Genomic DNA, 26975 nt, shown 5'->3' with positions numbered 1-26975 from the left:
GGCTGTTTTCCTTAACTCAAAAATAGGATGGCGGCGAGCACCAGTACGGCGCCCCCGGCGATCGAAGCGGCGTACCAGCGCACCTGACCGTTCTCGCTGCGCACCAGCGCGGCGTTGCCTCCACGCGCAAACAGCGGAATCAGGCCGATGCTGCGGTCGATCGGGTCACGGCGCAGCAGATGGCAGAGCAGCAGGTAGGGGCGCACGAACAGCTTGTCGTAGAGCCAGTCGAAGCCCCAGGCGGCGAACCACAAGGCGCTCAGCAAACGACCCGGCGCGCTCTGCGCCACGGCGGAAGCGACGCGGCGCTGGCCGAGGAAGAGCAGGGCTGCGATGACGATGCCGGATACCGCGACCAGACCCGAGAGCAGCTCCAGGCTGTGCTTGGCCTCGCCACCGGCATGACCGATGCTCTGCGGCAGCACACCGGCCAGCGGCGGGGTGATCCAGGCGCCGACGAAGGTCGACAGCACGATCAGCACCACCAGCGGCAGGTTGTGGGCGATGCCATGGCCGGCGTGTGCCTCGGTCTTCTGCTCGCCGTGGAAGGCGATGAAGATCAGGCGGAAGGTGTAGATCGAGGTCAGGAAGGCGCCGAGCAGGCCCGCGTAGAGCAGCTCGCCATGGCCGCTGGCAAACGCTTCCCAGAGGATTTCATCCTTGGAGTAGAAACCAGCGGTCAGCAGTGGCAGGGCGGCCAGGGCGGCACCGCCGACGACGAAACTGGCGTAGGCCAGCGGCAGTTTCTTCCACAGTCCGCCCATCTTGAAGATGTTCTGCTCGTGGTGGCAGGCATGGATCACCGCACCAGAGGCGAGGAACAGCAGGGCCTTGAAGAAGGCGTGGGTCATCAGATGGAAGATCGCCGCATCCCAGGCGCCGACGCCCAGTGCCAGGAACATGTAGCCGATCTGGCTCATGGTCGAGTAGGCGAGGATGCGCTTGATGTCGGTTTGTACCAGCGCGGCGAAGCCGGCCAGCACCAGGGTCATGCCACCGACAATGCCGACCAGCTCGAGAATCTCCGGGGTCAGCAGGAACAGGCCGTGGGTACGGGCGATCAGGTAGACGCCGGCGGTGACCATGGTCGCCGCGTGGATCAGTGCCGATACCGGAGTCGGGCCGGCCATGGCGTCGGCCAGCCAGGTCTGCAGCGGCAGCTGGGCGGACTTGCCCACCGCACCACCGAGCAGCATCAGCGTGGCGACCCACAGCCAGGCGTCACCTGCAACGTAACGCTGCGGCGCCAGCTCCATCAGCTCCCGGACGTTCAGCGTGCCCAGGTTGATGAACAGCAGGAACATACCGATCATCAGGAACACGTCGCCGACGCGGGTGACGATGAAGGCCTTGAGCGCCGCATTACCGTTGGGCACGTGCTTGTAGTAGAAGCCGATCAGCAGGTACGAGCACAGGCCCACGCCTTCCCAGCCGAAGAACAGCACCAGCAGGTTGTCGCCCAATACCAGCAGCAGCATGCTGAAGATGAACAGGTTGGTGTAGGCGAAGAAGCGCGAATAGCCTTCCTCGCCGCGCATGTACCAGCTGGCGAACAGGTGGATCAGAAAACCCACGCCGGTGACCACGCCGAGCATGGTCACCGACAGGCCGTCCAGATACAGGGTGAAGCTCGGCGCCAGGCCTTCGACGCTCATCCATTGCCAGAGGGTCAGGCTGTAGGCGCCGCCGGCCGGTGGGTTGCCGAGAAATGCAGCAATGACCCAGCCAGCGCAGGCAGCAGCCAGGCCGATGGAGCCGACACCAATCAGCGCGCTGGTGTTTTCCGAGAGTCGTCCGCGGGAGAAGGCCAGCAGCAGCCAGCCGAGCAGCGGGAACAATAGAGTCAGGGCTAGAAAATTCATCCGCGCATCTCGCTGGCAGCGTCAATGTCGAGGGTGTTGAAGCGGCGATACAGCTGCAGCAGGATCGCCAGGCCGATACTGGCCTCGGCGGCTGCCAGGGTAATCACCAGAATGAACATCACCTGGCCGTCAGCTACGCCCCATCGGGCGCCAGCAACCACGAAGGCCAGCGCAGCGGCGTTCATCATCACTTCCAGGCTCATCAGGATGAACAGGATATTGCGCCGCACCATCAGGCCGACCAGGCCGATGCAGAACAGCACGCCGGCCAGGGCCAGGCCGTGCTCGAGTGGAATGCCGGTCATACAGTTGGCTCCTTGGCGTCGTGGCGGCCCAGGTGGTAGGCAGCAACCAGTGCGGCGAGCAGCAGCATGGAGGCCAGCTCCACGGCCAGCAGGTAGGGGCCGAACAGGCTGATGCCGACGGCTTTGGCTTCGACGCTGGCATGGCCGATATGGGCGCCGCTGTCGTGATTCAGCAGCACATAGAGCAACTGGCCGAGTAGCAGGGCGCTGAGAATCGCCGGGCCGACCCAGATGCCGGGCGTCAGCCACTTGCGCTCCTGCTCGGCAGCAGCCGGGCCAAGGTTGAGCATCATCACCACGAAGACGAACAGCACCATGATGGCGCCGGCGTAGACAATGATTTCCAGTGCGCCGGCAAAGGGCGCGCCAAGGGCGAAGAACACCATCGACACCGCCAAGAGCGAGACGATGAGGTAGAGCAGGGCATGCACCGGGTTGGTGTTGGTGACCACACCCACGGTCGATGCCACCGCCACACCGGCGGCGAAGTAGAACGCGAATTCCATCAGAAGCTCCTCATTGCACCCCTCTCCCGCTTGCGGGAGAGGGGCTGGGGGAGAGGGTAAGAACGAATCATGGCAACAAACTCTTCACGTTGATCGGCTCGGCCTCGTTCTGCGCGGCGCCCTTGGGCTTGCCGGCGATGGCCATACCGGCAACGCGGTAGAAGTTGTAATCCGGGTTCTTCCCGGGGCCGCTGATCAGCAGGTCTTCCTTCTCGTACACCAGATCCTGGCGCTTGAACTCGCCCATCTCGAAGTCGGGGGTGAGCTGGATCGCGGTGGTCGGGCAGGCTTCCTCGCACAGGCCGCAGAAGATGCAGCGCGAGAAATTGATGCGGAAGAACTCCGGGTACCAGCGCCCGTCATCGGTCTCGGCCTTCTGCAGCGAGATGCAACCCACCGGGCAGGCCACGGCGCACAGGTTGCAGGCCACGCAGCGTTCCTCGCCGTCGGGGTCGCGGGTCAGGACGATGCGGCCACGGTAGCGCGGCGGCAGGTAGACCGGCTCTTCTGGATATTGCAGGGTGTCGCGCTTGCGAAAGCCATGGCCGAACACCATGACCAGGCTGCGCAATTGGGTGCCGGTACCGACCAGCACGTCCCAGATGTACTTGAACATTGTCATATCTCCTTACTGGGCCGCGGCCAGCACGAATGCGCCGGTCACCAGCAGGTTGATCAGGGTCAGCGGCAGGCAGAACTTCCAGCTGAACGCCATGACCTGGTCATAGCGCGGACGAGGAATCGAGGCCCGCAGCAGAATGAAGATCATGATGAAGAAGCAGGTCTTGAGCGCGAACCAGAAGAACGGGATCTGCGGCAGGAGGCCGAACGGGCCGTGCCAGCCGCCGAAGAACAGCGTCACCAGCAGGGCGGACACGGTGACGATGGCGACGTACTCGCCAACGAAGAACATGCCCCATTTCATCCCGGCGTATTCGATGTGGTAACCGTCGGCGAGCTCCTGCTCGGCTTCCGGCTGGTCGAACGGGTGACGGTGGGTCACCGCGACGGCAGCGATGAAGAAGGTACAGAAGCCGAAGAACTGCGGAATGATGAACCACAGATTCTGCGCCTGGTAGTCGACGATGTCGCGCATGTTGAACGAGCCGACCTGCGCCACCACGCCCATCAGCGCCAGGGCCAGGAACACCTCGTAAGAGATGGTCTGCGCCGAGGCACGCAGGCTGCCGAGCAGGGCGAACTTGTTGTTGCTCGACCAGCCGGCGAACAGCACGGCATAGACCGACAAACCCGCCATGGCGAAGAAGAACAGGATGCCGATGTTCAGATCCGCCACGCCCCAGGTCGGGGTGATGGGGATGATGGCGAAGGCCATCAGCATCGCCGAGAAGGCGATCATCGGTGCCAGGATGAAGATGAACCTGTCGGCGAACGGCGGGGTCCAGTCCTCCTTGAAGAACATCTTGATCATGTCGGCGGCGATCTGAAACATGCCGAACGGCCCCACACGGTTGGGGCCGTAACGATCCTGCCACCAGCCGAGCAGGCGCCGCTCGATGAAGCTCAGCAGCGCGCCGCAGACCACCACCACCAGCAGGATGACGATGGCCTTGAGTACCGCGATGACGATCTCGATCAGTTCGGGCGTCAGCCAGCTCATTGCGCGGCCTCCTGCATCAGGGTCACGCTGGCCCCGGCGATCACCGCCGGGATACCCGGCAGGCCGACCGGCAGGCCGACCAGACCGATGGCCAGATCGTCACGCATCTGCAGCGGCAGGCGCAGCGCCTGGCCATTGACCCGCACCGCCAGCAGCGCACCGTCGTTCACGCCCAGGCGTGCCGCTTCATCGCGGGCCAGGGCCACGTAGGGCTCGGGCATGCGTTCCTGGATCGGTTTGGCGCGCGCGGAGTTTTCCTCGCTGCCGAACAGGTGATGCAGCGGCGCCACCTGCCAGGTGCCGGCTGCCGGGTTGAACGCCGCGTTGACGGCGAACCAGGGCAGAACGTTACCGGCGGCCTCCAGCAGACGCACGCCGGGGTCGCCGGCACGCAGATGACCACCGACCTCGTCCTGGAACTTGTTCCAGGCCTGCGGCGAGTTCCAGCCCGGCGACCAGGCGAACGGAATCTGCTGCCGGTCTTCCTTGCTGCCGGCGTAGCCTTCCATGGAGAAGGCGAAGGCGGAGTCCTGATCCTGCGGCTGACGCGGCTCGTGCACGCTGATGTTGGCGCGCATGGCGGTGCGGCCGCTGTAGCGGTGTGGCTCGCGGGCGAGCTTGAGGCCCTTGATGCGGAACGACGCGCTCGGTGCGGCGTCCTTGATCCCGGCCAGCAACGGATTGCTCGCGGCGCAGGCTGCGGTGACCTGATCCAGTTGCGTCCAGTCCACGGCCTTGCCCTGCAGGGTGCTGTGCAGTGCGTGCAGCCAGCGCCAGCCTTCACGGATCAGAATGCCCGCGTCGTAGTAGCTCGGTTCGAATACCTGGAAGAAGCGCTGGGCGCGACCTTCGAGGCTGACCAGGGTGCCGTCGCCTTCGGCGAAGCTCGCCACCGGCAGCAGCAGCTGGGCACGTTCGCTGGTGGCGGTGCGCTGGTGATCGGCGACGATCACCGTCTGAGCGGCGTTGAACGCGGCGTCGACCTTGGCCGCATCGGCGCGGCGGTACAGATCGTTCTCCAGCACGATCACGGCATCGGCCTGGCCGCCACTCAGGGCATCGAGTGCGGCATCGACAGACTCGCCACCGAGCAGGGCCAGGCCCAGGCTGTTGGCCTCGGGCACCACCAGGCTCAGCGAGCCGTTTTTCTCGCGGTTCTTCAGTGCGCTGGCGATATTGGCGGCAGCTTCGATCAGGGCTTTGTGGCCCAGCGAGGCGCCGGAAACGATCAGCGGGCGTTGGGCTGCCAGCAGGGCGTCGGCGATGCGCTGTACCAGTTCGCGTGCTTCGCTTTCCAGACCGTCGACGGCTGGAGCACTCGGGTCGATGGCGTGAGCCACGGCAAAACCGATACGGGCCAGATCGGCCGGAGCGGCATGCACGCTTTCGGCGGCCACGTCGTCAAGGCGGGTTTCAGCGACGCTGGCGATGAACAGCGGATGCAGGGCGTGCTGGGCAACGTTCTGCACGGCTGCCATGTGCCAGTCCTGAATACGCGCACCGGCGGCGATCTCGGTGGCCTTGCCCTTGACGGCCTGGCGCAGGGCCAGGGCCAGGCGGGCGGCAGTCTGGGTCAGGTCTTCGCCGAGGACGAAGATCGCATCGTGCAGCTCGATATCGCGCAAGGTCGGGGTCGGCAGCGGGCCGTTTTGCAGGATGTTGCGGATCAGGCGGATATTGGCCAGTTCGGCAGCGGCGATGCCGCTATAGAAGTTATTGGCACCGACCAGTTCGCGCAGGGCGAAGTTGGATTCGAGGCTGGCGCGCGGTGAGCCGATGCCGATCACACGCTTGCCCTTGAGCAACTCGGCAGCCTTGTCCAGCGCGGCATCGATGCTGATCGCCTGGCCCGCCAGCAGCGGTTGACGCGGACGGTCTTCGCGGTTGACGTAGCCATAGCCGAAGCGACCGCGGTCGCAGAGGAAATACTGGTTCACCGAGCCGTTGAAACGGTTCTCGATGCGCCGCAGCTCGCCGTAGCGCTCGCCGGGGCTGATGTTGCAGCCGCTGGAGCAGCCATGGCAGATGCTCGGAGCGAACTGCATGTCCCACTTGCGGTTGTAGCGCTCGGAGTGGGTCTTGTCGGTGAACACGCCGGTCGGGCAGACCTCGACCAGGTTGCCGGAGAACTCGCTTTCCAGCGTGCCGTCCTCGACGCGGCCGAAGTACACGTTGTCATGCGCGCCGTAGACGCCCAGGTCGGTGCCGCCAGCGTAGTCCTTGTAGTAGCGCACGCAGCGGTAGCAGGCGATGCAGCGGTTCATCTCGTGGGCGATGAACGGGCCGAGTTCCTGATTCTTGTGGGTGCGCTTGGTGAAGCGATAGCGGCGGGCGTTATGCCCGGTCATCACCGTCATGTCCTGCAGGTGGCAGTGGCCGCCTTCCTCGCACACCGGACAGTCGTGCGGGTGGTTGGTCATCAGCCATTCGACGACGCTGGCGCGGAACTGCTTGGCTTCCTCGTCGTCGATGGAAATCCAGGTGTTGTCGGTGGCAGGCGTCATGCAGGACATGACCAGACGACCGCGGGTGTCGTTCTCGTCGCTGTACTGCTTGACCGCGCACTGGCGGCAGGCGCCGACGCTGCCAAGCGCCGGGTGCCAGCAGAAGTAGGGGATGTCGAGTCCGAGGGACAGACAGGCCTGCAGCAGGTTGTCTGCACCATCGACTTCGAAATCTTTGCCGTCTACGTGGATAGTGGCCATTTCTTCAAGTCTTCGTTTACCCGCCTGTTAAGGCGGCTGGCTAAGGGAATTCGTCTGTTCAGTTCGTGGTCGCCGGTACGCGGGGCGTGGTCGCCATCTGGGCCACACCGGCTTCGAACTCTTCACGGAAATACTTGATGGCACTGCCCAAGGGCTCCACGGCACCTGGCGCGTGAGCGCAGAAGGTCTTGCCGGGGCCGAGGAAGTTGACCAGGCCGAGCAGGGTCTGGATATCTTCGGCAGTGCCTTGCTTGCGTTCCAGGGCTCGGAGAATCTTCACGCTCCAGGGCAATCCGTCGCGGCATGGTGTGCACCAGCCGCAGGACTCGCGGGCGAAGAACTCTTCCATGTTGCGCAGCAGGGAAACCATGTTGATCGAGTCGTCGACCGCCAGCGCCAGGCCGGTGCCCATACGCGTGCCGACCTTGCCGATGCCGCCGGCGTACATCTGCGCGTCCAGATGCTCGGGCAGCAGGAAGCCGGTACCGGCGCCGCCGGGTTGCCAGCATTTGAGTTTGTAACCATCACGCATGCCGCCGGCGTAGTCCTCGAACAGCTCGCGCGCGGTAATGCCGAACGGCAGTTCCCACAGGCCGGGGTTCTTCACCTTGCCGGAGAAGCCCATCAGCTTGGTGCCATGGTCTTCGCTTCCCGGGCGGGCGAGGCCCTTGTACCAGTCCACGCCCTGACCGACGATGGCCGGCACGTTGCACAGGGTCTCGACGTTATTGACGCAGGTGGGTTTGCCCCAGACGCCGACGGCCGCCGGGAAGGGCGGCTTGGCGCGCGGGTTGGCGCGGCGGCCTTCCAGCGAGTTGATCAGCGCGGTCTCTTCGCCGCAGATGTAGCGGCCGGCGCCGGTGTGCACGAACAGCTCGAAATCGAAGCCGCTGCCGAAAATGTTCTTGCCGAGCAGGCCGGCAGCCTTGGCTTCCTCAATGGCACGGTTGAGGTTGGCTGCAGCGTCGACGTACTCGCCGCGCAGGAAGATGTAGCCCCGATAGGCCTTGAGCGCGCGCGCGGAGATCAGCATGCCTTCCACCAGCAGGTGCGGCAGCTGCTCCATCAGCATGCGGTCTTTCCAGGTGTTGGGTTCCATTTCATCCGCATTGCACAGCAGATAGCGGATGTTCATGGATTCGTCGGCCGGCATCAGGCCCCACTTCACCCCGGTGGGGAAGCCTGCACCGCCACGGCCCTTGAGGCCAGATTCCTTGACGGTCTGCACGATGTCGGCCTGGGCCATCTCGGTCAGTGCCTTGCGTGCGGCCGCGTAGCCGTTCTTCTGCTTGTACTCATCCAGCCACACCGGCTGGGCATCGTCACGCAGGCGCCAGGTCAGCGGATGGGTTTCCTCACGGCGTTCGATGCGGTTGGCCGGGCCGATGGAGGTCAGGGTCTTCATTCGTAGTCCTCCAGCAGCTGGGCGATGCCCTGGGCATCGAGGTTGCCGTAGGTGTCGTCGTCGATCATCACGGCTGGGGCCTTGTCGCAGTTGCCCAGGCAGCACACCGGCAGCAGGGTGAAACGTCCGTCGGCGCTGGTCTGGCCAGGAGCGATGCCCAGCTTGTCCTTGATGCTGGCCAGCAGGCTCTCGTGGTCGCCGATGTAGCAGGTCATGCTGTCGCATACGCGGATCACGTGACGGCCGACTGGCTGACGGAAGATCTGGCTATAGAAGGTGGCCACACCCTCGACATCGCTGGCGGGGATGCCGAGCACCTCGCCGATGGCGTCAGCGGCGCCGTCCGGCACCCAGCCACGCTCCTTCTGCACGATCTTCAGCGCCTCAATGCTCGCGGCGCGCGGATCTTCGTAGTGATGCATCTCGTGCTCGATGGCCGAGCGCTCGGTTTCGCTGAGGACGAAACGGTCTGTCTGGATAAGCGTGTTCATGATCAGCGGTCCACGTCGGCCATGACGAAGTCGATACTGCCCAGGTAGGCGATCAGATCCGCCACCATGCTGCCGCGGATCACCGAGGGGATCTGCTGCAGGTGGGCGAAGCTGGGGGTGCGAATCCGGGTGCGGTAGCTCATGGTGCTGCCGTCGCTCGTCAGGTAGTAGCTGTTGATGCCCTTGGTCGCCTCGATCATCTGGAAGGCTTCGTTGGCCGGCATGACCGGGCCCCAGGAAACCTGCAGGAAGTGGGTGATCAGGGTTTCGATGTGCTGCAGCGTGCGCTCTTTCGGGGGCGGCGTGGTCAGCGGATGGTCGGCCTTGTACGGGCCTTCCGGCATGTTCTTCAGGCACTGGTCGATGATGCGGATGCTCTGGCGCATCTCTTCCACTCGCACCATGCAGCGATCGTAGGCGTCACCGTTGTGGGCCAGCGGTACCTCGAAATCGAAGTGCTCGTAGCCGGAGTAGGGGCGCGCCTTGCGCAGGTCGAAATCGCAGCCGGTGGCCCTCAGGCCGGCGCCGGTGGTGCCCCATTCGAGCGCTTCCTTGGTGTTGTACTGTGCCACGCCGATGGTACGGGCCTTGAGGATGCTGTTCTTCAGCGCCGCCTTCTCGTATTCGTCGAGGCGCTTGGGCAGCCAGTCGACGAATTCCTTGACCAGCTTGTCCCAGCCGCGCGGCAAGTCGTGAGCGACGCCGCCGATGCGATACCAGGCTGGGTGCAGGCGGAAGCCGGTGATGGCCTCGATCACCTTGTAGGCACGCTGGCGGTCGGTGAAGGTGAAGAACACCGGCGTCATGGCGCCAACGTCCTGGATGTAGGTACCGAGGAACAGCAGGTGGCTGGTGATGCGGAAAAACTCTGCCAGCATCACGCGGATGAAGTCGACGCGGGCCGGCACCTTGATGCCGGCGAGTTTCTCCACCGAGAGCACATAGGGCAGGTTGTTCATCACCCCGCCGAGGTAGTCGATGCGGTCGGTGTAGGGGATGAAACTGTGCCAGCTCTGCCGCTCGGCCATCTTCTCGGCACCACGATGGTGGTAGCCGATCTCCGGCACGCAGTCGACGATTTCTTCGCCATCGAGTTGCAGGATGATGCGGAACGCGCCGTGGGCGGACGGGTGGTTGGGGCCGAGGTTGAGGAACATGTAGTCCTCGTGCTCGCCGCCGCGTTTCATGCCCCAGTCTTCGGGACGGAAGCGCGCGGCTTCTTCTTCCAGTTGTTGCTTGGCCAGGGTCAGACTGAACGGATCGAATTCGGTGGCGCGCGCCGGGTAGTCCTTGCGCAGCGGGTGACCTTCCCACGTCGGCGGCATCATGATGCGGCTCAGGTGCGGGTGGCCGGTGAAGGTGATGCCGTACAGATCCCAGACTTCGCGCTCGTACCAGTTGGCGTTGGGCCAGATGCCGGTGGCGGTGGGCAGGTTGAGGTCACGCTCGGACAAGGCGACCTTGATCATCACGTCACTGTTACGCTCCAGCGACATCAGGTGATAGAAGACCGTGAAGTCGGCGTCCGGCAGACCGCGGCGCTGCGTGCGCAGGCGCTCGTCGACGCCGTGCAGGTCGTAGAGCATCACATAGGGACGCGGCAGGTTGCGCAGGCAGGTGAGCACTTCGATCAGGCGCTCACGGGCGACCCAGAGTACCGACATGCCGGTGCGGGTCGCTTGCAGGGTGAAGCTGTCTTCGCCAAAACGGGCACGCAGCTCTGCGACGACGTCCTGGTCGTCAGCCTTGTAAGGCGGTATGGACACAACGGTGTCTTGAGTCATGGTCTCGGTCGCTGTCGATCAACGTAGAAAGTAGGCGTGACGCTTGCGCAGGCAAGCATCGGCTCAGACTTCGTCGGGGCTACGCAGGTTGGTAACGGCGATTCGCTGCTCGCGTCGCTGTTCCTTCTGCGAAGGCATTTCGGCACGGTAGATGCCTTGATCGCCAACGACCCAGGATAGCGGGCGACGCTCCTGGCCGATGGATTCCTGCAGCAGCATAAGGCCTTGCAGGAACGCCTCGGGGCGGGGCGGGCAGCCGGGAATGTAGACGTCCACGGGGAGGAACTTGTCCACACCCTGAACGACCGAGTAGATGTCGTACATGCCGCCGGAATTGGCGCATGACCCCATGGAAATGACCCACTTGGGCTCCAGCATCTGCTCGTAGAGACGCTGGATGACCGGCGCCATCTTGATGAAGCAGGTGCCGGCGATGACCATGAAGTCTGCCTGGCGGGGTGATGCGCGAATGACTTCCGCGCCAAAACGCGCCACGTCGTGCGGGGCGGTGAAGGCAGTGGTCATTTCCACATAGCAGCAGGACAGGCCGAAGTTGTACGGCCACAAGGAGTTCTTGCGCCCCCAGTTGACCGCGCCGTTAAGCACGTCCGAGAGCTTGCCCATGTAGATGTTCTTGTGAACCTGATCCTCTAGCAGCGGGTCGGAGACGACCTCCCGCTGGCCGATCGGATACGCCTCATTGGGCGCATTCGGGTCGACCCGAGTAAGTTTGTATTGCATCGCCAAAGCCTCATTGTTTTAGCTTCGCCTGCCGTTCACGGCGTCCCTGAGGTGCCCAGTCGAGCGCCCCGATACGCCAAAGATAGGCAAGACCTGCCAACAGAATTGCTATGAAAACTGTAGCTTCGATCAGGCCCGCCCAGCCGCTTTCACGCACCGAGACTGCCCAAGCGAAGAGATAGAGGGCTTCAACGTCGAAGATCACGAAGAGCATCGCGACCAGATAGAATTTGGCCGACAGGCGCAGACGTGCGCTGCCGGTAGGAAGCATGCCGGATTCGAAGGGCTCGTTCTTGCTGCGTCCCCAGGCCTTGCTGCCAAGCAGGCTGGAAAGGCCGAGCATGAAGGCGATGAGTCCGCAGACACCCAGCAAGAAAACAGCGAAGGCCCAGTTGTGGGACATGGTCGTTACCGCATCAGGCATGCCGGTACTCCTTGAACTAAGGAACGGCTTTTATATTGGGTTGATCGCCAAGCTCCGCCAAGGGCGCTGACGCAAAGTGTGTACACAATACTATGTGCAGACTAGCTGTAAGTAAATTTTTCAGAGAAATATTCTTCCTGCACTTTGAACGATTCTGTCGAGCTTCTGATTGATTTGTCGCATCCATGCAAATTTGCAGCGAGCCACCTGGCACGGCGCTTACAGGGCTATAGTCGGCAGCCTTGGTCTGACTATTTCGCTGATCATTCATCCGCCTAATCTGCCTTATTTTCCGGTGTGATTGTCCGCGCCAAGATGAGCAATTCATTGCCACTTTGGTGTTAAGGCCAAAGCAGCGAAAGTGCCGCCTCAGGCATCTGTCACATCGCTGAGCGGGGGCTGGTTCTTGCTTCAGAGGCATCGCAATGTGCCGCCTGAATCTGCAATGGCAGGTTCTGCGAAAGCTCTGATGTGGCGGTTGCATGAAGAAGGCAAAAAAAGCCCCAGCAGAGCCGGGGCGGATTAGGCAATCGAACTGCTGCAGAAACGTGGTCTGCAGCAGTGGAACCGTTCTTAGTGGAACTGGTTCATGGTGTTGTCTTTACCGCTAGCTTTCAGAGCAGCTTCGCCAGCGAAGTACTCCTTGTGGTTGTCGCCGATGTCCGAGCCAGCCATGTTCTGGTGCTTGACGCAGGCGATACCCTGACGGATTTCCTCACGCTGTACGCCTTTCACGTAGGCCAGCATGCCCTGGTCGGCGAAATAGCCCTTGGCCAGGTTGTCGGTCGACAGAGCGGCAGTGTGGTAGGTCGGCAGAGTGATCAGGTGGTGGAAGATGCCGGCGTGAGCGGAACCGTCGCGCTGGAAGGTACGGATCTTCTCGTCAGCGATCTGGGCCAGTTCGGTGTTGTCGTACTCGACGCTCATCAGTTTGGCGCGGTCGTAGGCGGAAACGTCTTTGCCTTCGGCAACGAACGCGTCGAACACCTGCTGGCGGAAGTTCAGGGTCCAGTTGAAGGACGGACTGTTGTTGTACACCAGCTTGGCGTTCGGGATGACTTCGCGGATGCGGTCAACCATGCCTTTGATCTGGCCAACGTGCGGCTTCTCGGTTTCGATCCACAGCAGGTCGGCGCCGTTCTGCAGGCTGGTGATGCAGTCCAGTACGCAGCGGTCTTCGCCGGTGCCGGCGCGGAACTGGAACAGGTTGGACGGCAGGCGCTTCGGACGCAGCAGTTTGCCTTCGCGCTTGATCACGACGTCGCCGTTGCCCAGTTCAGCTTCGGAGATTTCTTCGCAGTCCAGGAAGCTGTTGTACAGGTCGCCCAGGTCGCCCGGTTTGTTGGTCACGGCGATCTGCTTGGTCAGGCCGGCACCCAGGGAGTCGGTACGAGCAACGATTACACCGTTGTCGATACCCAGTTCCAGGAAGGCGTAGCGAACGGCAGCGATCTTGGCGAGGAAGTCGGCATGCGGAACGGTAACTTTGCCGTCCTGGTGGCCGCACTGCTTCTCGTCGGATACCTGGTTTTCGATCTGGATGCAGCAGGCACCCGCTTCGATCATGCGCTTGGCCAGCAGGTAGGTGGCTTCCGGGTTACCGAAACCGGCATCGATGTCGGCAATGATCGGCACGATGTGGGTTTCGAAGTTGTCAATCTGGTTCTGGATCTCGGCAGCCTTGGCATGGTCGCCAGCGTCACGGGCAGCGTCCAGAGCGGTGAACAGCAGGTCCAGTTCGCGGCTGTCAGCCTGACGCAGGAAGGTGTAGAGCTCTTCGATCAGGTCGGAGACGGCGGTCTTCTCGTGCATCGACTGATCCGGCAGCGGGCCGAAGTCGGAACGCAGGGCAGCGACCATCCAGCCGGACAGGTAGAGGTAGCGCTTGTTGGTGGTCTTCAGGTGCTTCTTGATCGAAATCAGCTTCTGCTGACCGATGAAGCCGTGCCAGCAGCCCAGGGACTGGGTGTAGAGGGAGGAGTCGGCGTCGTACTCTTCCATGTCCTTGCGCATGATGTCAGCAGTGTACTGAGCGATTTCCAGACCGGTCTTGAAGCGGTTCTGAGCGCGCATACGGGCGACGGACTCGGGGTTGATAGCGCTCCAGCTGCTGCCGAACTTCTCTTTCAGAGCGGCTACAGCCTTGATGTCGTTTTGATATGCGGACATGGTCAATCCTTCAAAAAAATGTGTTGGTTGAGCACCGACTACCCTCGCAATGCGTGCACGGATGCAGTGGCTGCGGGAGGCTTCCGCATGACGGCGAGAAAACGGCTGGAGGCGAGGATTGACCGCAAGGAGGGGGGTGTGGCGAACAGTTCGAGTGTTTTGCGTGGGCCAGTCGGCTCGTGGAAACCTAGGGCAACCTGCAAGGCTGTCGATCTGTGTGACGCTAAACGCTTCCCCGTCCCTCAGGACAACTTCGTTCCAGTCGCAACCTCGTCGTACGGCCTTGTGGGCTGTTGGGATACGGACCGTTACGAAGTGCTTCGTGAACGATCTGGAGATCCTTTTCAGGACCCCTGGCTAGCGGGAGCGAGGCCATCATGCCTCTGGGAAAATGCTTCGTCAAACGTTTTGTAGTGGTTTTTTGAAGCTACTACATATTCATTCGGCGACCGAGTGGTCATGCGCGACAGCCCATGAGTCGGGCATTTCAGGCGTTCCGCGGGTTGCGCGGCCTGTCCATGGTTCTTGTGGCGCAGGAGGCATTCGACTTTGGTCGGGGGCGTCAGTCGAGGGCTTCGACCTTGAGACGCAAGGACATGTCTTCGCGTCCCAGGGTGGTCTGCCGACGCAACACGTCGCGGCCGCTGGAGCTGGTTTCCTCACTGACGCCGCCCAGGGTTATCCATTCGCCGAGGCGGCCGCTGACGCGTGTGTCGGTGGTCTGCACGTCGACAACGCCAGGGCGGTGATCATTCATCCGGTCGCGTTGGCTGCTGATGGAGACATGCACCAGCTCGCCGCTGAGGCTCGCCGTCACGTAGAAGCCGCGAGTCACGTCGCGATACTGGGTGTCCCGGTAAACCTGGCCGTAAGGGCCGGTACTGGTGGTGGTCAGCGGTACGCTCTGGCCGACCTGGATCAGCGCCGGGTAGCCCTCGGTGGCCTGTACCTGCTGGGTTCCGCCGCCACGGCTGTCGGTGCTGCGGCGGATGATGCGTACCTGGTCGCGTCCGTTGACTTCGCCACGGCCGACCTGCACCTCGGCATTGCCGGCGCCGAGGGTGCCATCGACGCGATAGCCGCGGTCGTTCCGGTAGTTGCTGTCGGTGCTTTCCACTGTGATCAGCAAACGGCGCGGGCGGGTGTCCAGCTGCTGCAATAGCGCGCGAACTTCACCGATCCTGGCAGGCGAAGCACTGACGATCAGCTGGTTGCCATAGGCGCTGACCTTGCCCTCGCTGCCGAGCATTGACTGCACCACACCAAGCACATCGTCTGCCGTACGGTAGTTCAGCGGGATTACCTCGGTGGCTGCTTGCAGCGGCAGGCACAGGCCGAGAAGCAGGGCGGCGAACAGCGTGCGCAGGGTCATAGCAGGAAGCTCCGCAGGTCGGGGTCGGTGATGCTGGTATCCCAGGCCTGATCGAACTGGGTCTGGCGCTGACGCACGCGGGCCGGGTCATTGTAGAGGGTGTAGCCGGATTGTTGGTCGAGTTCCGGGCGCAACAACAGTCCTCTGTCGTCGGCAATCAGGAAGGCCAGTTCATCGCCGGGATAATCCGGGTTGAGTTTGCGGATATGCAGGTTGGAGGACAGCCGGCGGGAAAGGGTAAGCAGGCGATGGCCTTCCTTCACTGCGCGAGTCGGATCACGCAGCAGGATGCGCAGGCGTGCTCGCGGGCTGCTCAGCAGAAAGCGGGTGCAGGCCTGCTGCACGCTGCTGTGATGGTAGAGCCAGGGCTCCAGGTCGTCGCTGTATAGGCACAGGCTGCGCTGGGCCTGCTGGATCAATGCCAGCACATGGGCGCGAGCCTCCTGCGGCTGGGTGAAACGTTCCAGACGCTCGTGCTGGCCGAGGACGAATGGAGCTGGCTCCCATTGGCCGGCATCGGGCGACGCAGGTTCCGGATTATGCACGGCAAAACGCCCCGGCGATTCGAATTCGATGGCGGCCAGTTCAGCAGGCTCTGGCGTATCGGTCGGTTCGAGCGGGGCGTCTTTGTCGTTCATGCGGTTCTCTATTGGCTGGTACGCACCATATCCACGTGAGGAATGCCGGCGTCGAGATACTCCTCGCTGACAATCCTGAAGCCTAGCCTTTCATAGAACGGCGTGGCGTGCACCTGGGCGGTCAGCATTTGCTGATGCAGGCCGCGTTTTTCCGCTTCGGCGATCACCGCCTGCATCAGTTTTTCGCCCACCTTGAGGCCGCGCCAGTCCCTGAGTACCGAGACGCGACCGATATGGCCGTCCGGCAACAGGCGGGCGGTACCCACCGGGTAATCGCCTTCCTCGGCGAGAAAGTGCACGGCCTCGGCGTCTTCGGCATCCCATTCCAGCTCCGGCGGTACCGATTGCTCGGCGACGAACACGCTGTCGCGGATACGGCGTAGCTCGGCGTTGTCCTTGTGCCAGTCCGCGACACGGACAGTGATCTCACTCATCGGCGAATCCCAGGCTGCCTTGTTTGACCAGTTCCCACAGAAGGGTACGCCCCTCGTCATTGGCCAGCCAGACGCCGAGGTTTTCCACATGTAACGCATCGGCGCTGCAGATCAGTTTCAGCAATTCGCGCAGGCTGGCGGAAACCAGGCGGCTCTGGCCGCTGGCGAACAGTACCAGGTCTTCGCCGACTTCCGACCAGGCCATGCGTGCGCTGGGATTGCGGATGATGATCGCGCCATCTTCCAGGGCGCCGAGGAACTCTTCTTCCTCGATTTCGATGCCGGCCACCAGTTCCGGGTATTTGGGCTCGGTCATGAACTGACCAAACCAGGTCATCAGCAGGCGCTCGTCGCTCATGTGCTCGTTGAGCAGGGCCTTGAGACGCTCCAGGGCGTCGCGCTGAATCTGGTTGGGATCCTCGCTTGGCTGGATGTCGGCGTCGCTGTAACGCTCTTCATCGGGCAGGAACTGGCCGAGGAAATCAGTGAAATGGGTCAGTACTTCAGCGGCGCTCGGCGCGCGGAAGCCCACGGAATAGGTCATGCAATCATCCTCAGCGGTGCCACAGTGGGCGAGGCAGGGCGGCAGGTAGAGCATGTCGCCGGGTGCCAGCACCCATTCATCGGTTGGTTCGAATTGAGCCAGGATCTTCAGATCGGCGTGGGGAAGCAGCGGGCTGTCGGCATCGCACATCTGGCCAATCTGCCAGCGGCGATGGCCGTGAGCCTGCAGCAGGAATACGTCGTAATTGTCGAAATGCGGACCGACGCCGCCACCGGGGGCGGCGAAACTGATCATCAGGTCGTCGATGCGCCATTTGGGCAGGAACTTGAAGTCTTCCAGCAGTTCGGCCACTTCCGGGACGAACTGGTCGACGGCCTGCACCAGCAGGGTCCAGTCGCGCTCGGGCAGCGCCTGGAAGGTGTCTTCGTTGAACGGGCCGCGCTGCAGTTCCCAGGGACGCTCGCCATGCTCGATCACCAGGCGCGATTCGACTTCCTCTTCCAGGGCCAGACCGGCCAGTTCGTCGGGGCTGATCGGGCTTTCGAAATCAGGAATGGCCTGGCGCACCAGCAGCGGCTTCTTCTGCCAGTAGTCGCGCAGGAATTCACGGGCTGTGAGGCCGCCCAGCAATTGCAGCGGAGTATCAGGATTCATCAGTAAGCCCTTGAAATAGATAAAAACCTTAAAACAAAAACGCCCGGCTCAGCCGGGCGTCCTTGCGGCTGTTGTCGCTCAGATGCGCTTGGCCTGGGCCACGGCGTTGCCGATGTAGCGCGCCGGGGTCAGTTGCTTGAGCTCTTCCTTGGCGGCGGCCGGCATGTCCAGGCCGTCGATGAAGGCCAGCAGGGCCTCGGGGCTGATGCCCTTGCCGCGGGTCAGCTCCTTGAGCTTCTCGTACGGGTTCTCGATGGCGTAGCGACGCATGACGGTCTGGATCGGCTCTGCGAGCACTTCCCAGCAGGCGTCCAGGTCTTCAGCAATACGTTGAGCATTAAGCTCCAACTTGCTGATTCCCTTGAGGCTTGCCTCGTATGCGATGACGCTGTGGGCGAAACCGACGCCCAGGTTGCGCAGCACGGTGGAGTCGGTCAAGTCGCGCTGCCAGCGGGAGATCGGCAGTTTGCTGGCCAGGTGCTGGAAGATGGCGTTGGCGATGCCCAGGTTGCCTTCGGAGTTCTCGAAGTCGATCGGGTTGACCTTGTGCGGCATGGTCGAGGAGCCGATTTCGCCGGCCACGGTCTTCTGCTTGAAGTAACCGAGGGAGATGTAGCCCCAGACGTCGCGGTCGAAATCGATCAGGATGGTGTTGAAGCGGGCGATGGCATCGAACAGTTCGGCGATGTAGTCGTGCGGCTCGATCTGGGTGGTGTAGGGGTTCCAGGTCAGGCCCAGGTCGTTCTCGATGAACTGGCGGGCATTGGCTTCCCAGTCGATGCTCGGGTAGGCCGACAGGTGGGCGTTGTAGTTGCCCACGGCGCCGTTGATCTTGCCCAGCAGCGGCACGGCAGCTACCTGAGCGATCTGGCGCTCCAGGCGGTAGACGACGTTGGCCAGCTCCTTGCCCAGGGTGGTTGGCGAGGCCGGTTGACCGTGGGTGCGCGACAGCATCGGCACGTCGGCGAACTTCACCGCGAGTTCGCGGATGGCGTCGGCCAGTTGCTTCATCAGCGGCAGCAGCACGCTGTCACGGCCTTCGCGCAGCATCAGGGCATGGGACAGGTTGTTGATGTCCTCGCTGGTGCAGGCGAAGTGGATGAACTCGCTGACCTTGTCCAGTTCCGGCAGCTTGGCAGCCTGCTCCTTGAGCAGGTACTCGACGGCCTTGACGTCATGGTTGGTGGTGCGTTCGATTTCCTTGACGCGCTCGGCGTGCTCGACGGCGAAGTTCTCTGCCAGCTCGTTGAGCAGGGCATTGGCTTCGGCGGAGAAGGGCGCTACTTCCGGGATGCCTTCGTGCGCTGCGAGGCGCTGCAGCCAGCGTACTTCGACCAGTACACGGCTACGGATCAGGCCGTATTCGCTGAAGATGGGGCGCAGAGCGCTGGTTTTGCCGGCGTAGCGGCCGTCGACGGGGGAAACCGCGGTGAGCGAGGAAAGCTGCATGTAGGCGTTCTCGAGCTGTCGGGCTGAAAAGCCGTTCGGGTCTCTGTGCATCGCGCCGGCTCCGATGAAGCCGGCAGTTGCTCAGGTGCCTGGACGGCCTCTGACGAAAAGGGCGCATATCATACATGAAAACTGGCGCTTGGCCGCCTATGCCCTGCGTCTTGCGACCGATAACAGACTGGCGGCAAAGATCAGCGTCGCGCCGAGCAGCGAGAGCCTGTCCGGCGTCTCGCTCCAGAGCAGCCAGGCGATGATGCCGGCGAAGACGATGGCCAGGTAGGCCACCGGGCCAATGATCCCAGGCGGAGCCAGCCCGTAGGCGCGAGACATGATCACCTGGCTGGCGGTGGCCAGCAGCCCGATAACCAGCAACCAGCTCAACTGCGTGCCATCGAGCGGTTGCCAGCTCCAGGCTAGTGGTATCGCGGAGAACAGGGCGCTGAACAGCGAGAAATAGAAAACGATGCGGGTGGCCGGCTCGGTGTCGCTCATCTCGCGGATCGAGACGAAGGCGAAGGCAGCCATCAGGCTGGCGGCCAGGCCGATCAGGGCGGGGCCTTCGAATAGCGCTGAGCTGGGTTTGGCCACCAGCAGTACACCGCACAGGCCGATCAGGCTGCTGATCAGCATGCGTCGAGTCAGTGGTTCCTTGAGCCAGAAGTGCGCGATAAGTGGCGTGAACACCGGCGCCGAGTAGGTGAACAGCATGGCGTCGGCCAGCGGCAGGTGGGCGATGGCGTAGAAGAAGCAGTACATCGCCGCCAGGCCATAGGTGGTGCGCCACAGATGGGATTTCAGTCGTGTCGTGCGCAGAGGGCGGACCCCGCGCACCAGCAGCAGCGGCAGGAAGAACAGCACGCCGACCAGGTTGCGAAAGAACACCACCGATTCGTTGTTGACGCTGACGGATATCTCGCGGATGCCGACCCCGGTGAAGGCGAACAGCAGCGCCGAGAGTGCCAGCAGCAGGGCACCCTGAAGGGGTTTGACACTGCGGCTGGCGGGTTCCATGGTCAGTTTCGCGTCAGTTCGTAGAGCTCTTTGAGCAGCTTGCCGCGGCTGAACACCAGTTGCCAGCGGTGGCCGCCGAGCTGGCGCCAGAGGCGCGCCGAGCGAATGCCAGCGAGCAACAGCGCGCGAATTTTCGCCGCGTTGTTGGGTTGCTGCAGAAAGCGCATGTCGCCATGCACCTGGATACGCTGGCGGAAGGTGCTGATGGTGTCCTGGTACAGGCCGCCGCAGGCGGCAATGACATTGTCATGAACCAGGCCGAAATGCTCGACCTGCTGCTGTATCTGGTCCAGGCGACTGCCCATCACCTGCAGCATGTCGCTGCGTTTATCCAGCTGGCGTTCCAGGCCGATCATCGCCAGGGAATAACGCAACGGCTCACGCTGCAGGGCGGAAGGATTGCGCTCCAGCGAGCTGATCAGCGCGCGATAGCCATCACGCAGGTTGAGGTCGTCACCGCCGTACACATCCAGCGTGGTCTCCGGATCGCGCACCAGCAGGCTGCCGAGCATGCAGCTCATCGACGCTTCACTGACCTGACCGGTGCGGGCGATCTTGTCCGCCAGCACGGCTGCTTCGAATACCGCGCCGAGCGCGACCAGCTGTTCCTGCACCGGGCTCATCGCGCGCCCTCGTACCAGGCTTCGGCTGTTTCGATCACGCCGCCGCCGAGGCACACCTCGCCGTCATAGAAGACCACGGACTGGCCCGGGGTCACGGCGCGTTGTGGTTCGTCGAATACGGCGCGATAGCCGGTCTCGGTCTTCTCCAGGGTGCAATGCTGATCACTTTGGCGGTAGCGCACCTTGGCCGTGAGGCGACGCGGAGCGCTGAAGTCCACCGGATTGACCCAGTAGATCTCCGAGGCGAGCAGGGCGCGGGAGAACAGCCAGGGGTGTTCGTTGCCCTGGCCAACGATCAGTACATTGCGCGACAGGTCCTTGCGCAGCACGTACCAGGGATCGTCGCTGGCGTCCTTGAGGCCGCCGATGCCAAGGCCCTGGCGCTGACCGATGGTGTGGTACATCAGGCCATGATGGCGGCCGATGACCTGGCCTTCGGTAGTTTCGATATCCCCGGGTTGAGCCGGCAGGTACTGCTTGAGGAAATCGCTGAAGCGGCGCTCGCCGATAAAGCAGATCCCGGTCGAGTCCTTCTTCTTCGCGGTGGCCAGCTCGTATTTCTCGGCGATGGCGCGTACCTGCGGTTTTTCCAGTTCGCCGACCGGGAACAGGGTCTTGGCGATCTGCTCACCGCCTACTGCGTGCAGGAAGTAGCTCTGATCCTTGTTCGGATCCAGGCCCTTGAGTAGTTCGGTGCGGCCATCAATATCGCGGCGACGCACGTAGTGACCGGTGGCGATCAGGTCGGCACCGAGGCTCAGGGCATAGTCGAGGAAGGCTTTGAACTTGATTTCGCGGTTGCACAGGATGTCCGGGTTCGGTGTGCGTCCGGCCTTGTACTCGGCCAGGAAATGCTCGAACACGTTGTCCCAGTATTCAGCCGCGAAGTTGGCGGTGTGCAACTTGATGCCGATGCGGTCGCATACGGCCTGGGCGTCGGCCAGGTCGTCCATGGCGGTGCAGTATTCGGTGCCGTCGTCTTCGTCCCAGTTCTTCATGAACAGGCCTTCGACCTGATAGCCCTGTTCCAGCAGCAGCAGGGCGGAAACGGACGAGTCGACGCCGCCGGACATGCCGACGATCACGCGTTGGGTGCTAGGTGCTTGCATGGGAGTCTGCGAGTGAAGCCTGAAAAACTGCCGAGTCTACCAGAAAGCCTCGGCGAGCCCCACAGGATGGCGGCTGGCGAGGGCTGCCACGGAGGCTCACGTACGGCTTTCGCTGGAGCGCGCCGCCGCTATTCAGCCTGCGCGGCGGTGCTGGAGAACGCGCTCAGAGCGTTCTGGACGACGACTGGTGCGTGCCATCAATCGCGCAGCAGGTCCAGCGGCCCACTGACGCCGGCGAGGTAGTCGTCCACGCAGCGCAGGACCAGTTCGCTGCGCCAGCGCTCGGGCTGTGCGGCCAGCTCGTCGCGGGTCAGCCAGGTAATGCCGCTGATATCACTGTCCAGTGCCCGTTCGGGGTTGTGCTGCACGGGGCGAGCACTGAAGCACACGCGCTGATAGGTCACGCCATTGCTGGGTGCGGTATACAGATAGATGCCAAGCAGGGCGGTCAGCTCCACATCCCAGCCGGTTTCCTCGAGCGTTTCACGCAGCGCGGCGTCGCGCAGCGACTCGTTGGCTTCCAGGTGTCCGGCCGGCTGGTTGAGCACCATGCGGCCAGCCTTGAATTCCTCGACAAAGAGAAAGCGATCATCATCTTCGATCACCGTGGCCACGGTGATATGGGGTTGCCAGTCCATTTCGGTGCTCCGGAGAAGATCAATGAGCAGGATTGTGCAGGGGCGAGTACTGCTCGTGAAAGTTCTGCGCTAAAAAAAGAACCCCGGCGCCAGGCCGGGGTTCTTTGGGCACTCAAGCCTTATCAGGCATTCAGTGCAGCCAGAGCGGCGTTGAAGGTGGCGCTTGGGCGCATCACCTTGCTGGTCAGCTCAGGGTTGGAGCGGTAGTAGCCGCCGATGTCGGCCGGCTTGCCCTGTACGGCAGCCAGTTCGGCAACGATGGTCGCTTCCTGCTCGGTCAGCTGCTTGGCCAGCGGAGCGAAGTGGGCCTTCAGCTCGGCGTCGTCGTTCTGCTCGGCCAGGGCTTGTGCCCAGTACAGCGCCAGGTAGAAGTGGCTGCCGCGGTTGTCGATTTCACCAACCTTGCGCGCCGGGGACTTGTTGTTGTCCAGCAGCTTGCCGGTAGCCTGGTCCAGGGTCTTGCCCAGTACCTTGGCCTTGGCGTTGTCGGTCTTGATGCCGGTTTCTTCCAGCGACACGGCCAGGGCCAGGAACTCGCCCAGGGAATCCCAGCGCAGGTAGTTCTCTTCGACCAGCTGTTGCACATGCTTGGGCGCCGAACCGCCTGCGCCGGTTTCGTACATGCCGCCGCCAGCCATCAGCGGAACGATGGACAGCATCTTGGCCGAGGTGCCCAGTTCCATGATCGGGAACAGATCGGTCAGGTAGTCACGCAGTACGTTGCCGGTCACCGAGATGGTGTCCTGGCCGCGGATCATGCGCTCCATAGATACGCGGATGGCTTCGTTGTAGCCCATCATGCGGATGTCCAGACCGCTCAGGTCGTGATCTTTCAGATACAGCTCGACCTTCTTCTGCAGTTCACGATCGTGAGCGCGCTCCGGGTCCAGCCAGAAGATGGCCGGGGTGTTGGACTGACGGGCACGGGTAACGGCCAGCTTGACCCAGTCGCGGATCGGGGCGTCCTTGGTCTGGCAGGCACGCCAGATGTCACCAGCCTCGACTTCGTGCTGCATCAGCACGGTGCCGTCGGCCGCTACGACGCGCATGGTGCCGTCGGCGGTCATTTCGAAGGTCTTGTCGTGGGAGCCGTATTCCTCGGCCTTTTGCGCCATCAGGCCGACGTTCGGCACGCTGCCCATGGTGGTCGGGTCGAATGCACCGTTGGTTTTGCAGAAGTTGATCATTTCCTGATAGATGCGAGCGTAGGTGCTCTCAGGCATGACGGCCTTGGTGTCTTTCTGCTTGCCGTCCTTGCCCCACATCTGACCGGAGTTGCGGATCATCGCCGGCATCGAGGCGTCGACGATCACGTCGCTCGGAATGTGCAGGTTGGTGATGCCCTTGACCGAGTCGACCATGGCCATTTCCGGGCGATGAGCGTAGACCTCGTGGATGTCATGGAGGATCTCTTCCTGCTGCGAGGCAGGCAGCACCTTGATCTTGTCGTAGACGCTGCTGATGCCGTTGTTCGGGTTGACGCCCAGCTCTTCGAACAGCTTGCCGTACTTGTCGAACACGTCCTTGTAGTAGACGGTGACGGCGTGGCCGAAGACGATCGGGTGGGAAACCTTCATCATGGTCGCCTTGACGTGCAGGGACCACATTACGCCGGTTTCCTTGCAGTCTTGCAGGGTCTTCTCGAAGAAGTCGCGCAGCTTGCGGCAGCTCATGAACATGCTGTCGAACACTTCGCCTTCCTGCAGGGCCAGCTGTTTCTTGAGCTCGACCTTGCCGTCCTTGCCGACGAATTCGATGCGAACGTCACCGGCCTTGGCCATGGTGATCGACTGTTCGCTGGAGAAGAAGTCGCCACCGCGCATGTAGTCGGCGTGGGACTGCGAAGCCATGCTCCACTTGCCCATGCTGTGCGGGTGCTTGCGGGCGTAGGCCTTGACCGCGGCCGGAGCGCGACGGTCGGAGTTGCCTTCGCGCAGAACCGGGTTCACCGCGCTGCCGAGGATCTTGGCGTAACGCGCACGAACTTCCTTCTCTTCGTCGGTCTGCGGGTCTTCCGGGAAGTTCGGGATGTTGTAGCCCTGCGCCTGCAGCTCGGCAATGGCAGCCTTGAGCTGGGGTACCGAGGCACTGATGTTCGGCAGCTTGATGATGTTTGCATCGGGCTGCAGGGTCAGTTCGGCCAGTTTGGCCAGGTCGTCTTCGACGCGTTTGTCAGCATCCAGGCGGTCGGCAAAGCTTGCCAGGATCCGTCCAGCAAGAGAGATGTCGCGGGTTTCAACGGAGATGTCAGCCGAGGCGGCAAAGGCTTCCACGATGGGCAGAAGCGAATAGGTTGCAAGGGCTGGAGCTTCGTCGGTGAAGGTGTAGATGATCTTCGAAGGGGTGGACATTTAGCGTTAACTCTCTTGTTTGCTGAGCGCGCATAGAAACTCGACCTGCACTGGTAGGCGTCTGAGCCCCATGGTGGCGGGGCCGGGTCGAGGACTCGCCGCGGTGATGTTGGATGCACCCGTAGAGTGTCGAGCATTTCGATCCGGCAGACAGCGGTGGCCGTGTACCGGTTTCAAGAGGTTGCTGTCTGGTTCCAGACAGGTGGCCCCTTATGACTCGTTAGTCACCTAACCAGTATACCACTGCGGCACCTCGCCACAGAATGCCCAGTTGAATAAGACCTTTGCACATGTGTCTCTGCGAGCGGTTTGCGCTACTCTCGGGGATGCACACTGTCTAACCACAAGATGGAGTCCAGCATGGGATACCAAAAGATCCAGGTGCCAGCCAGCGGTGACAAAATCACCGTCAATGCCGATATGTCGCTGAATGTTCCGGACAATCCGATCATTCCGTTCATTGAGGGTGATGGTATCGGTGCCGATATCTCGCCGGTGATGATCAAGGTGGTCGACGCAGCCGTCGAAAAAGCCTACGGCGGCGCCCGCAAGATTTCTTGGATGGAAGTTTATGCCGGTGAGAAGGCCACTCAGGTTTACGATCGGGACACCTGGCTGCCGAAAGAAACCCTGGAGGCCGTGCGTGATTACGTGGTCTCCATCAAGGGGCCGCTGACCACGCCTGTGGGTGGTGGTATCCGCTCACTGAACGTGGCGCTGCGCCAGGAACTCGACCTCTATGTCTGCCTGCGTCCGGTGCGCTGGTTCGAAGGTGTACCCAGCCCGGTGAAGAAGCCGGGTGACGTGGATATGGTGATCTTTCGCGAAAACTCGGAAGACATCTACGCCGGCGTCGAGTGGAAGGCTGGCAGCCCCGAGGCCGAAAAGGTCATCAAGTTCCTCACCGAGGAAATGGGCGTCAAGAAGATCCGTTTCACCGACATGTGCGGCATCGGTATCAAGCCGGTTTCCGAGGCCGGTACCAAGCGCCTGGTGCGCAAGGCGCTGCAGTACGCCGTCGACAACGACCGCAGCTCGGTGACCCTGGTGCACAAGGGCAACATCATGAAGTTCACCGAAGGTGCCTTCAAGGAATGGGGCTACGAGATCGCCCGCGACGAGTTCGGCGCTGAGTTGCTCGATGGTGGCCCGTGGATGCAGTTCAAGAATCCGCGCACCGGCAAGAACATTGTGGTCAAGGATGTGATTGCCGACGCCATGCTGCAGCAGATCCTGCTGCGTCCGGCCGAATATGATGTGATCGCCACGCTCAACCTCAATGGTGACTATCTGTCGGACGCCCTGGCGGCCGAGGTGGGCGGCATTGGCATCGCACCCGGCGCCAACCTGTCCGATTCGGTCGCCATGTTCGAGGCCACTCACGGTACGGCGCCCAAGTATGCCGGCCAGGACAAGGTCAACCCCGGCTCGGTCATTCTCTCTGCCGAGATGATGCTGCGTCACATGGGCTGGGCCGAAGCCGCCGATCTGATTATCAAGGGCACCAATGGCGCCATTGCGGCCAAGACGGTGACCTATGACTTCGAACGCCTGATGGACGGAGCAAAACTGCTGTCCTGCTCGGAGTTCGGCGATGCGATGATCAGCCATATGTAAGCTGATTTTGGCGTAATAAAAAGGCCGGTCACCAGACCGGCCTTTTCGTATCGGCACCTTCCATGTGCCTTACGAGTCAATGAGAGTTTGGATCTGAATACTCAGACTTCGACAGTGCTCGCGATGTTCTGAGTCTGGGTGGCCGGTGCAGGGGGCTCCTGAGTGACGCTGGCCGTACTGATGTTGACCGCATGCAGTCCTTTGGGGCCTTGCACGATCTCGAAACGGACCGACTGACCGGCCTTGAGCGTTTTGTAACCGTCCATCTGGATGGCCGAGTAGTGGGCGAACAGGTCCTCATCTCGGCCGTCGGCCAGGATGAATCCATAGCCTTTAGCGTTGTTGAACCACTTGACCTTACCGCTGAGCATGCTGATATCCCTCTGCAAAGGACTCCATCTCTGGAGTATCATCCACTTCGATTCCACGCGATAACCAACCAGGCTGGGCGAAGACGTGGAATCCCTGATACCCGCGAATGGGTATTCTTTTGTTGTAACACCCTTTTGCCGTTAGTCAAGGCTATACGGCGGATGGCTGAGAAGTCAGTCAAAATCCCTC

The 26975-nt window shown here is 62.2% G+C and carries 24 protein-coding genes; 1 reads left to right on the top strand and 23 read right to left on the bottom strand.

What is annotated here, in order from left to right:
* Positions 1-11: 11 nt before the first annotated feature.
* From nuoL to OEG79_RS11120, 22 genes are all read right to left on the bottom strand, one after another.
* On the bottom strand, positions 12-1862 hold the full coding sequence (gene nuoL, locus OEG79_RS11225; protein ID WP_264145105.1) for an NADH-quinone oxidoreductase subunit L: 1851 nt from the start codon (positions 1860-1862) through the stop codon (positions 12-14).
* Complete coding sequence (nuoK, locus tag OEG79_RS11220) at positions 1859-2167, bottom strand: NADH-quinone oxidoreductase subunit NuoK (RefSeq protein WP_264145104.1); 309 nt, start codon at positions 2165-2167, stop codon at positions 1859-1861. The genes nuoL and nuoK overlap by 4 nt, the downstream gene beginning before the upstream one ends.
* The gene (nuoJ, locus tag OEG79_RS11215) at positions 2164-2673 is read right to left on the bottom strand and encodes an NADH-quinone oxidoreductase subunit J (protein WP_264145103.1); all 510 of its coding nucleotides are present in this window, start codon (positions 2671-2673) and stop codon (positions 2164-2166) included. The genes nuoK and nuoJ overlap by 4 nt, the downstream gene beginning before the upstream one ends.
* Positions 2674-2740: 67 nt before the next feature.
* Positions 2741-3289, bottom strand: coding sequence for an NADH-quinone oxidoreductase subunit NuoI (nuoI, locus tag OEG79_RS11210; protein WP_115291638.1), 549 nt, complete (start codon positions 3287-3289; stop codon positions 2741-2743).
* Between the two features lie 12 nt (positions 3290-3301).
* Positions 3302-4294 (bottom strand): NADH-quinone oxidoreductase subunit NuoH, encoded by a 993-nt coding sequence (gene nuoH / locus OEG79_RS11205; protein WP_264145102.1) that lies wholly within the window; start codon positions 4292-4294, stop codon positions 3302-3304.
* Complete coding sequence (gene nuoG, locus OEG79_RS11200) at positions 4291-6999, bottom strand: NADH-quinone oxidoreductase subunit NuoG (protein ID WP_264145101.1); 2709 nt, start codon at positions 6997-6999, stop codon at positions 4291-4293. Before nuoG ends, nuoH begins: the two co-directional genes overlap by 4 nt.
* A 58-nt stretch (positions 7000-7057) precedes the next feature.
* The gene (gene nuoF, locus OEG79_RS11195) at positions 7058-8404 is read right to left on the bottom strand and encodes an NADH-quinone oxidoreductase subunit NuoF (protein ID WP_264145100.1); all 1347 of its coding nucleotides are present in this window, start codon (positions 8402-8404) and stop codon (positions 7058-7060) included.
* Entirely contained in the window at positions 8401-8895 is a 495-nt protein-coding gene (gene nuoE, locus OEG79_RS11190) for an NADH-quinone oxidoreductase subunit NuoE (protein ID WP_413247503.1), read from the bottom strand. Before nuoE ends, nuoF begins: the two co-directional genes overlap by 4 nt.
* A gap of 2 nt (positions 8896-8897) precedes the next feature.
* Positions 8898-10679: an NADH-quinone oxidoreductase subunit C/D gene (nuoC, locus tag OEG79_RS11185; RefSeq protein WP_264145099.1), complete on the bottom strand. Its 1782-nt coding sequence runs from the start codon at positions 10677-10679 to the stop codon at positions 8898-8900.
* Positions 10680-10742: 63 nt separating this feature from the next.
* A complete protein-coding gene (locus tag OEG79_RS11180; RefSeq protein ID WP_013715478.1) occupies positions 10743-11420 on the bottom strand; it encodes a NuoB/complex I 20 kDa subunit family protein in 678 nt (225 codons plus the stop codon).
* 10 nt (positions 11421-11430) lie between these two features.
* The gene (locus OEG79_RS11175; RefSeq protein ID WP_264145098.1) at positions 11431-11844 is read right to left on the bottom strand and encodes an NADH-quinone oxidoreductase subunit A; all 414 of its coding nucleotides are present in this window, start codon (positions 11842-11844) and stop codon (positions 11431-11433) included.
* A 573-nt stretch (positions 11845-12417) separates the two neighbouring features.
* On the bottom strand, positions 12418-14013 hold the full coding sequence (locus tag OEG79_RS11170) for an isocitrate lyase (protein ID WP_264145097.1): 1596 nt from the start codon (positions 14011-14013) through the stop codon (positions 12418-12420).
* Positions 14014-14575: 562 nt separating this feature from the next.
* Positions 14576-15385 carry a secretin N-terminal domain-containing protein gene (locus OEG79_RS11165; protein WP_264145096.1) on the bottom strand — a complete coding sequence of 270 codons (810 nt, stop codon included), beginning with the start codon at positions 15383-15385 and terminating at the stop codon, positions 14576-14578.
* Positions 15382-16023: a histone acetyltransferase HPA2 gene (locus OEG79_RS11160; RefSeq protein ID WP_264145095.1), complete on the bottom strand. Its 642-nt coding sequence runs from the start codon at positions 16021-16023 to the stop codon at positions 15382-15384. Before OEG79_RS11160 ends, OEG79_RS11165 begins: the two co-directional genes overlap by 4 nt.
* Before the next feature lie 8 nt (positions 16024-16031).
* Positions 16032-16457: a GNAT family N-acetyltransferase gene (locus tag OEG79_RS11155; protein ID WP_264145094.1), complete on the bottom strand. Its 426-nt coding sequence runs from the start codon at positions 16455-16457 to the stop codon at positions 16032-16034.
* Positions 16450-17616 carry a cupin domain-containing protein gene (locus OEG79_RS11150; RefSeq protein ID WP_264145093.1) on the bottom strand — a complete coding sequence of 389 codons (1167 nt, stop codon included), beginning with the start codon at positions 17614-17616 and terminating at the stop codon, positions 16450-16452. Before OEG79_RS11150 ends, OEG79_RS11155 begins: the two co-directional genes overlap by 8 nt.
* A 78-nt stretch (positions 17617-17694) precedes the next feature.
* Positions 17695-19065, bottom strand: coding sequence for an adenylosuccinate lyase (gene purB / locus OEG79_RS11145; RefSeq protein ID WP_264148710.1), 1371 nt, complete (start codon positions 19063-19065; stop codon positions 17695-17697).
* Between the two features lie 147 nt (positions 19066-19212).
* Positions 19213-20076 carry a DMT family transporter gene (locus OEG79_RS11140; RefSeq protein WP_264145092.1) on the bottom strand — a complete coding sequence of 288 codons (864 nt, stop codon included), beginning with the start codon at positions 20074-20076 and terminating at the stop codon, positions 19213-19215.
* Between the two features lie 2 nt (positions 20077-20078).
* Positions 20079-20699, bottom strand: coding sequence for a high frequency lysogenization protein HflD (gene hflD, locus OEG79_RS11135; RefSeq protein ID WP_264145091.1), 621 nt, complete (start codon positions 20697-20699; stop codon positions 20079-20081).
* Positions 20696-21808, bottom strand: coding sequence for a tRNA 2-thiouridine(34) synthase MnmA (gene mnmA, locus OEG79_RS11130; protein ID WP_264145090.1), 1113 nt, complete (start codon positions 21806-21808; stop codon positions 20696-20698). Before mnmA ends, hflD begins: the two co-directional genes overlap by 4 nt.
* 197 nt (positions 21809-22005) lie before the next feature.
* Entirely contained in the window at positions 22006-22446 is a 441-nt protein-coding gene (locus tag OEG79_RS11125; RefSeq protein ID WP_264145089.1) for an NUDIX hydrolase, read from the bottom strand.
* Positions 22447-22568: 122 nt separating this feature from the next.
* A complete protein-coding gene (locus OEG79_RS11120) occupies positions 22569-24797 on the bottom strand; it encodes an NADP-dependent isocitrate dehydrogenase (RefSeq protein ID WP_264145088.1) in 2229 nt (742 codons plus the stop codon).
* Between the two features lie 360 nt (positions 24798-25157).
* Between OEG79_RS11120 and icd the strand changes: the two genes are divergently transcribed.
* Positions 25158-26414 (top strand): NADP-dependent isocitrate dehydrogenase, encoded by a 1257-nt coding sequence (icd, locus tag OEG79_RS11115; RefSeq protein WP_264145087.1) that lies wholly within the window; start codon positions 25158-25160, stop codon positions 26412-26414.
* A gap of 101 nt (positions 26415-26515) precedes the next feature.
* Here the strand turns inward: icd and cspD are convergent, their stop codons facing one another.
* Positions 26516-26785, bottom strand: a complete 270-nt coding sequence (cspD, locus tag OEG79_RS11110) for a cold shock domain-containing protein CspD (protein WP_264145086.1) — start codon at positions 26783-26785, stop codon at positions 26516-26518.
* Positions 26786-26975: the final 190 nt, after the last annotated feature.

This window comes from Pseudomonas sp. Z8(2022), assembly GCF_025837155.1.
GTDB lineage: Bacteria > Pseudomonadota > Gammaproteobacteria > Pseudomonadales > Pseudomonadaceae > Aquipseudomonas.
Note: the sequence above shows the minus strand (reverse complement) of the source record. Positions and strands in the feature narration are given on the sequence as shown.

Excerpts from the sequence above, each read along its gene's own strand:
- hflD (WP_264145091.1), bottom strand. The coding sequence starts at position 20,699 with ATGAGCCCGGTGCAGGAACAGCTGGTCGCGCTCGGCGCGGTATTCGAA.
- cspD (WP_264145086.1), bottom strand. The coding sequence starts at position 26,785 with ATGCTCAGCGGTAAGGTCAAGTGGTTCAACAACGCTAAAGGCTATGGA.
- OEG79_RS11180 (WP_013715478.1), bottom strand. The coding sequence starts at position 11,420 with ATGCAATACAAACTTACTCGGGTCGACCCGAATGCGCCCAATGAGGCG.
- OEG79_RS11160 (WP_264145095.1), bottom strand. The coding sequence starts at position 16,023 with ATGAACGACAAAGACGCCCCGCTCGAACCGACCGATACGCCAGAGCCT.
- nuoF (WP_264145100.1), bottom strand. The coding sequence starts at position 8,404 with ATGAAGACCCTGACCTCCATCGGCCCGGCCAACCGCATCGAACGCCGT.
- OEG79_RS11155 (WP_264145094.1), bottom strand. The coding sequence starts at position 16,457 with ATGAGTGAGATCACTGTCCGTGTCGCGGACTGGCACAAGGACAACGCC.
- nuoH (WP_264145102.1), bottom strand. The coding sequence starts at position 4,294 with ATGAGCTGGCTGACGCCCGAACTGATCGAGATCGTCATCGCGGTACTC.
- nuoJ (WP_264145103.1), bottom strand. The coding sequence starts at position 2,673 with ATGGAATTCGCGTTCTACTTCGCCGCCGGTGTGGCGGTGGCATCGACC.
- OEG79_RS11120 (WP_264145088.1), bottom strand. The coding sequence starts at position 24,797 with ATGTCCACCCCTTCGAAGATCATCTACACCTTCACCGACGAAGCTCCA.
- OEG79_RS11150 (WP_264145093.1), bottom strand. The coding sequence starts at position 17,616 with ATGAATCCTGATACTCCGCTGCAATTGCTGGGCGGCCTCACAGCCCGT.
- OEG79_RS11175 (WP_264145098.1), bottom strand. The coding sequence starts at position 11,844 with ATGCCTGATGCGGTAACGACCATGTCCCACAACTGGGCCTTCGCTGTT.
- mnmA (WP_264145090.1), bottom strand. The coding sequence starts at position 21,808 with ATGCAAGCACCTAGCACCCAACGCGTGATCGTCGGCATGTCCGGCGGC.
- nuoE (WP_413247503.1), bottom strand. The coding sequence starts at position 8,895 with ATGAACACGCTTATCCAGACAGACCGTTTCGTCCTCAGCGAAACCGAG.
- OEG79_RS11125 (WP_264145089.1), bottom strand. The coding sequence starts at position 22,446 with ATGGACTGGCAACCCCATATCACCGTGGCCACGGTGATCGAAGATGAT.
- OEG79_RS11170 (WP_264145097.1), bottom strand. The coding sequence starts at position 14,013 with ATGTCCGCATATCAAAACGACATCAAGGCTGTAGCCGCTCTGAAAGAG.
- nuoG (WP_264145101.1), bottom strand. The coding sequence starts at position 6,999 with ATGGCCACTATCCACGTAGACGGCAAAGATTTCGAAGTCGATGGTGCA.
- purB (WP_264148710.1), bottom strand. The coding sequence starts at position 19,065 with ATGCAGCTTTCCTCGCTCACCGCGGTTTCCCCCGTCGACGGCCGCTAC.
- icd (WP_264145087.1), top strand. The coding sequence starts at position 25,158 with ATGGGATACCAAAAGATCCAGGTGCCAGCCAGCGGTGACAAAATCACC.
- nuoK (WP_264145104.1), bottom strand. The coding sequence starts at position 2,167 with ATGACCGGCATTCCACTCGAGCACGGCCTGGCCCTGGCCGGCGTGCTG.
- OEG79_RS11140 (WP_264145092.1), bottom strand. The coding sequence starts at position 20,076 with ATGGAACCCGCCAGCCGCAGTGTCAAACCCCTTCAGGGTGCCCTGCTG.
- nuoI (WP_115291638.1), bottom strand. The coding sequence starts at position 3,289 with ATGTTCAAGTACATCTGGGACGTGCTGGTCGGTACCGGCACCCAATTG.
- nuoL (WP_264145105.1), bottom strand. The coding sequence starts at position 1,862 with ATGAATTTTCTAGCCCTGACTCTATTGTTCCCGCTGCTCGGCTGGCTG.
- OEG79_RS11165 (WP_264145096.1), bottom strand. The coding sequence starts at position 15,385 with ATGACCCTGCGCACGCTGTTCGCCGCCCTGCTTCTCGGCCTGTGCCTG.
- nuoC (WP_264145099.1), bottom strand. The coding sequence starts at position 10,679 with ATGACTCAAGACACCGTTGTGTCCATACCGCCTTACAAGGCTGACGAC.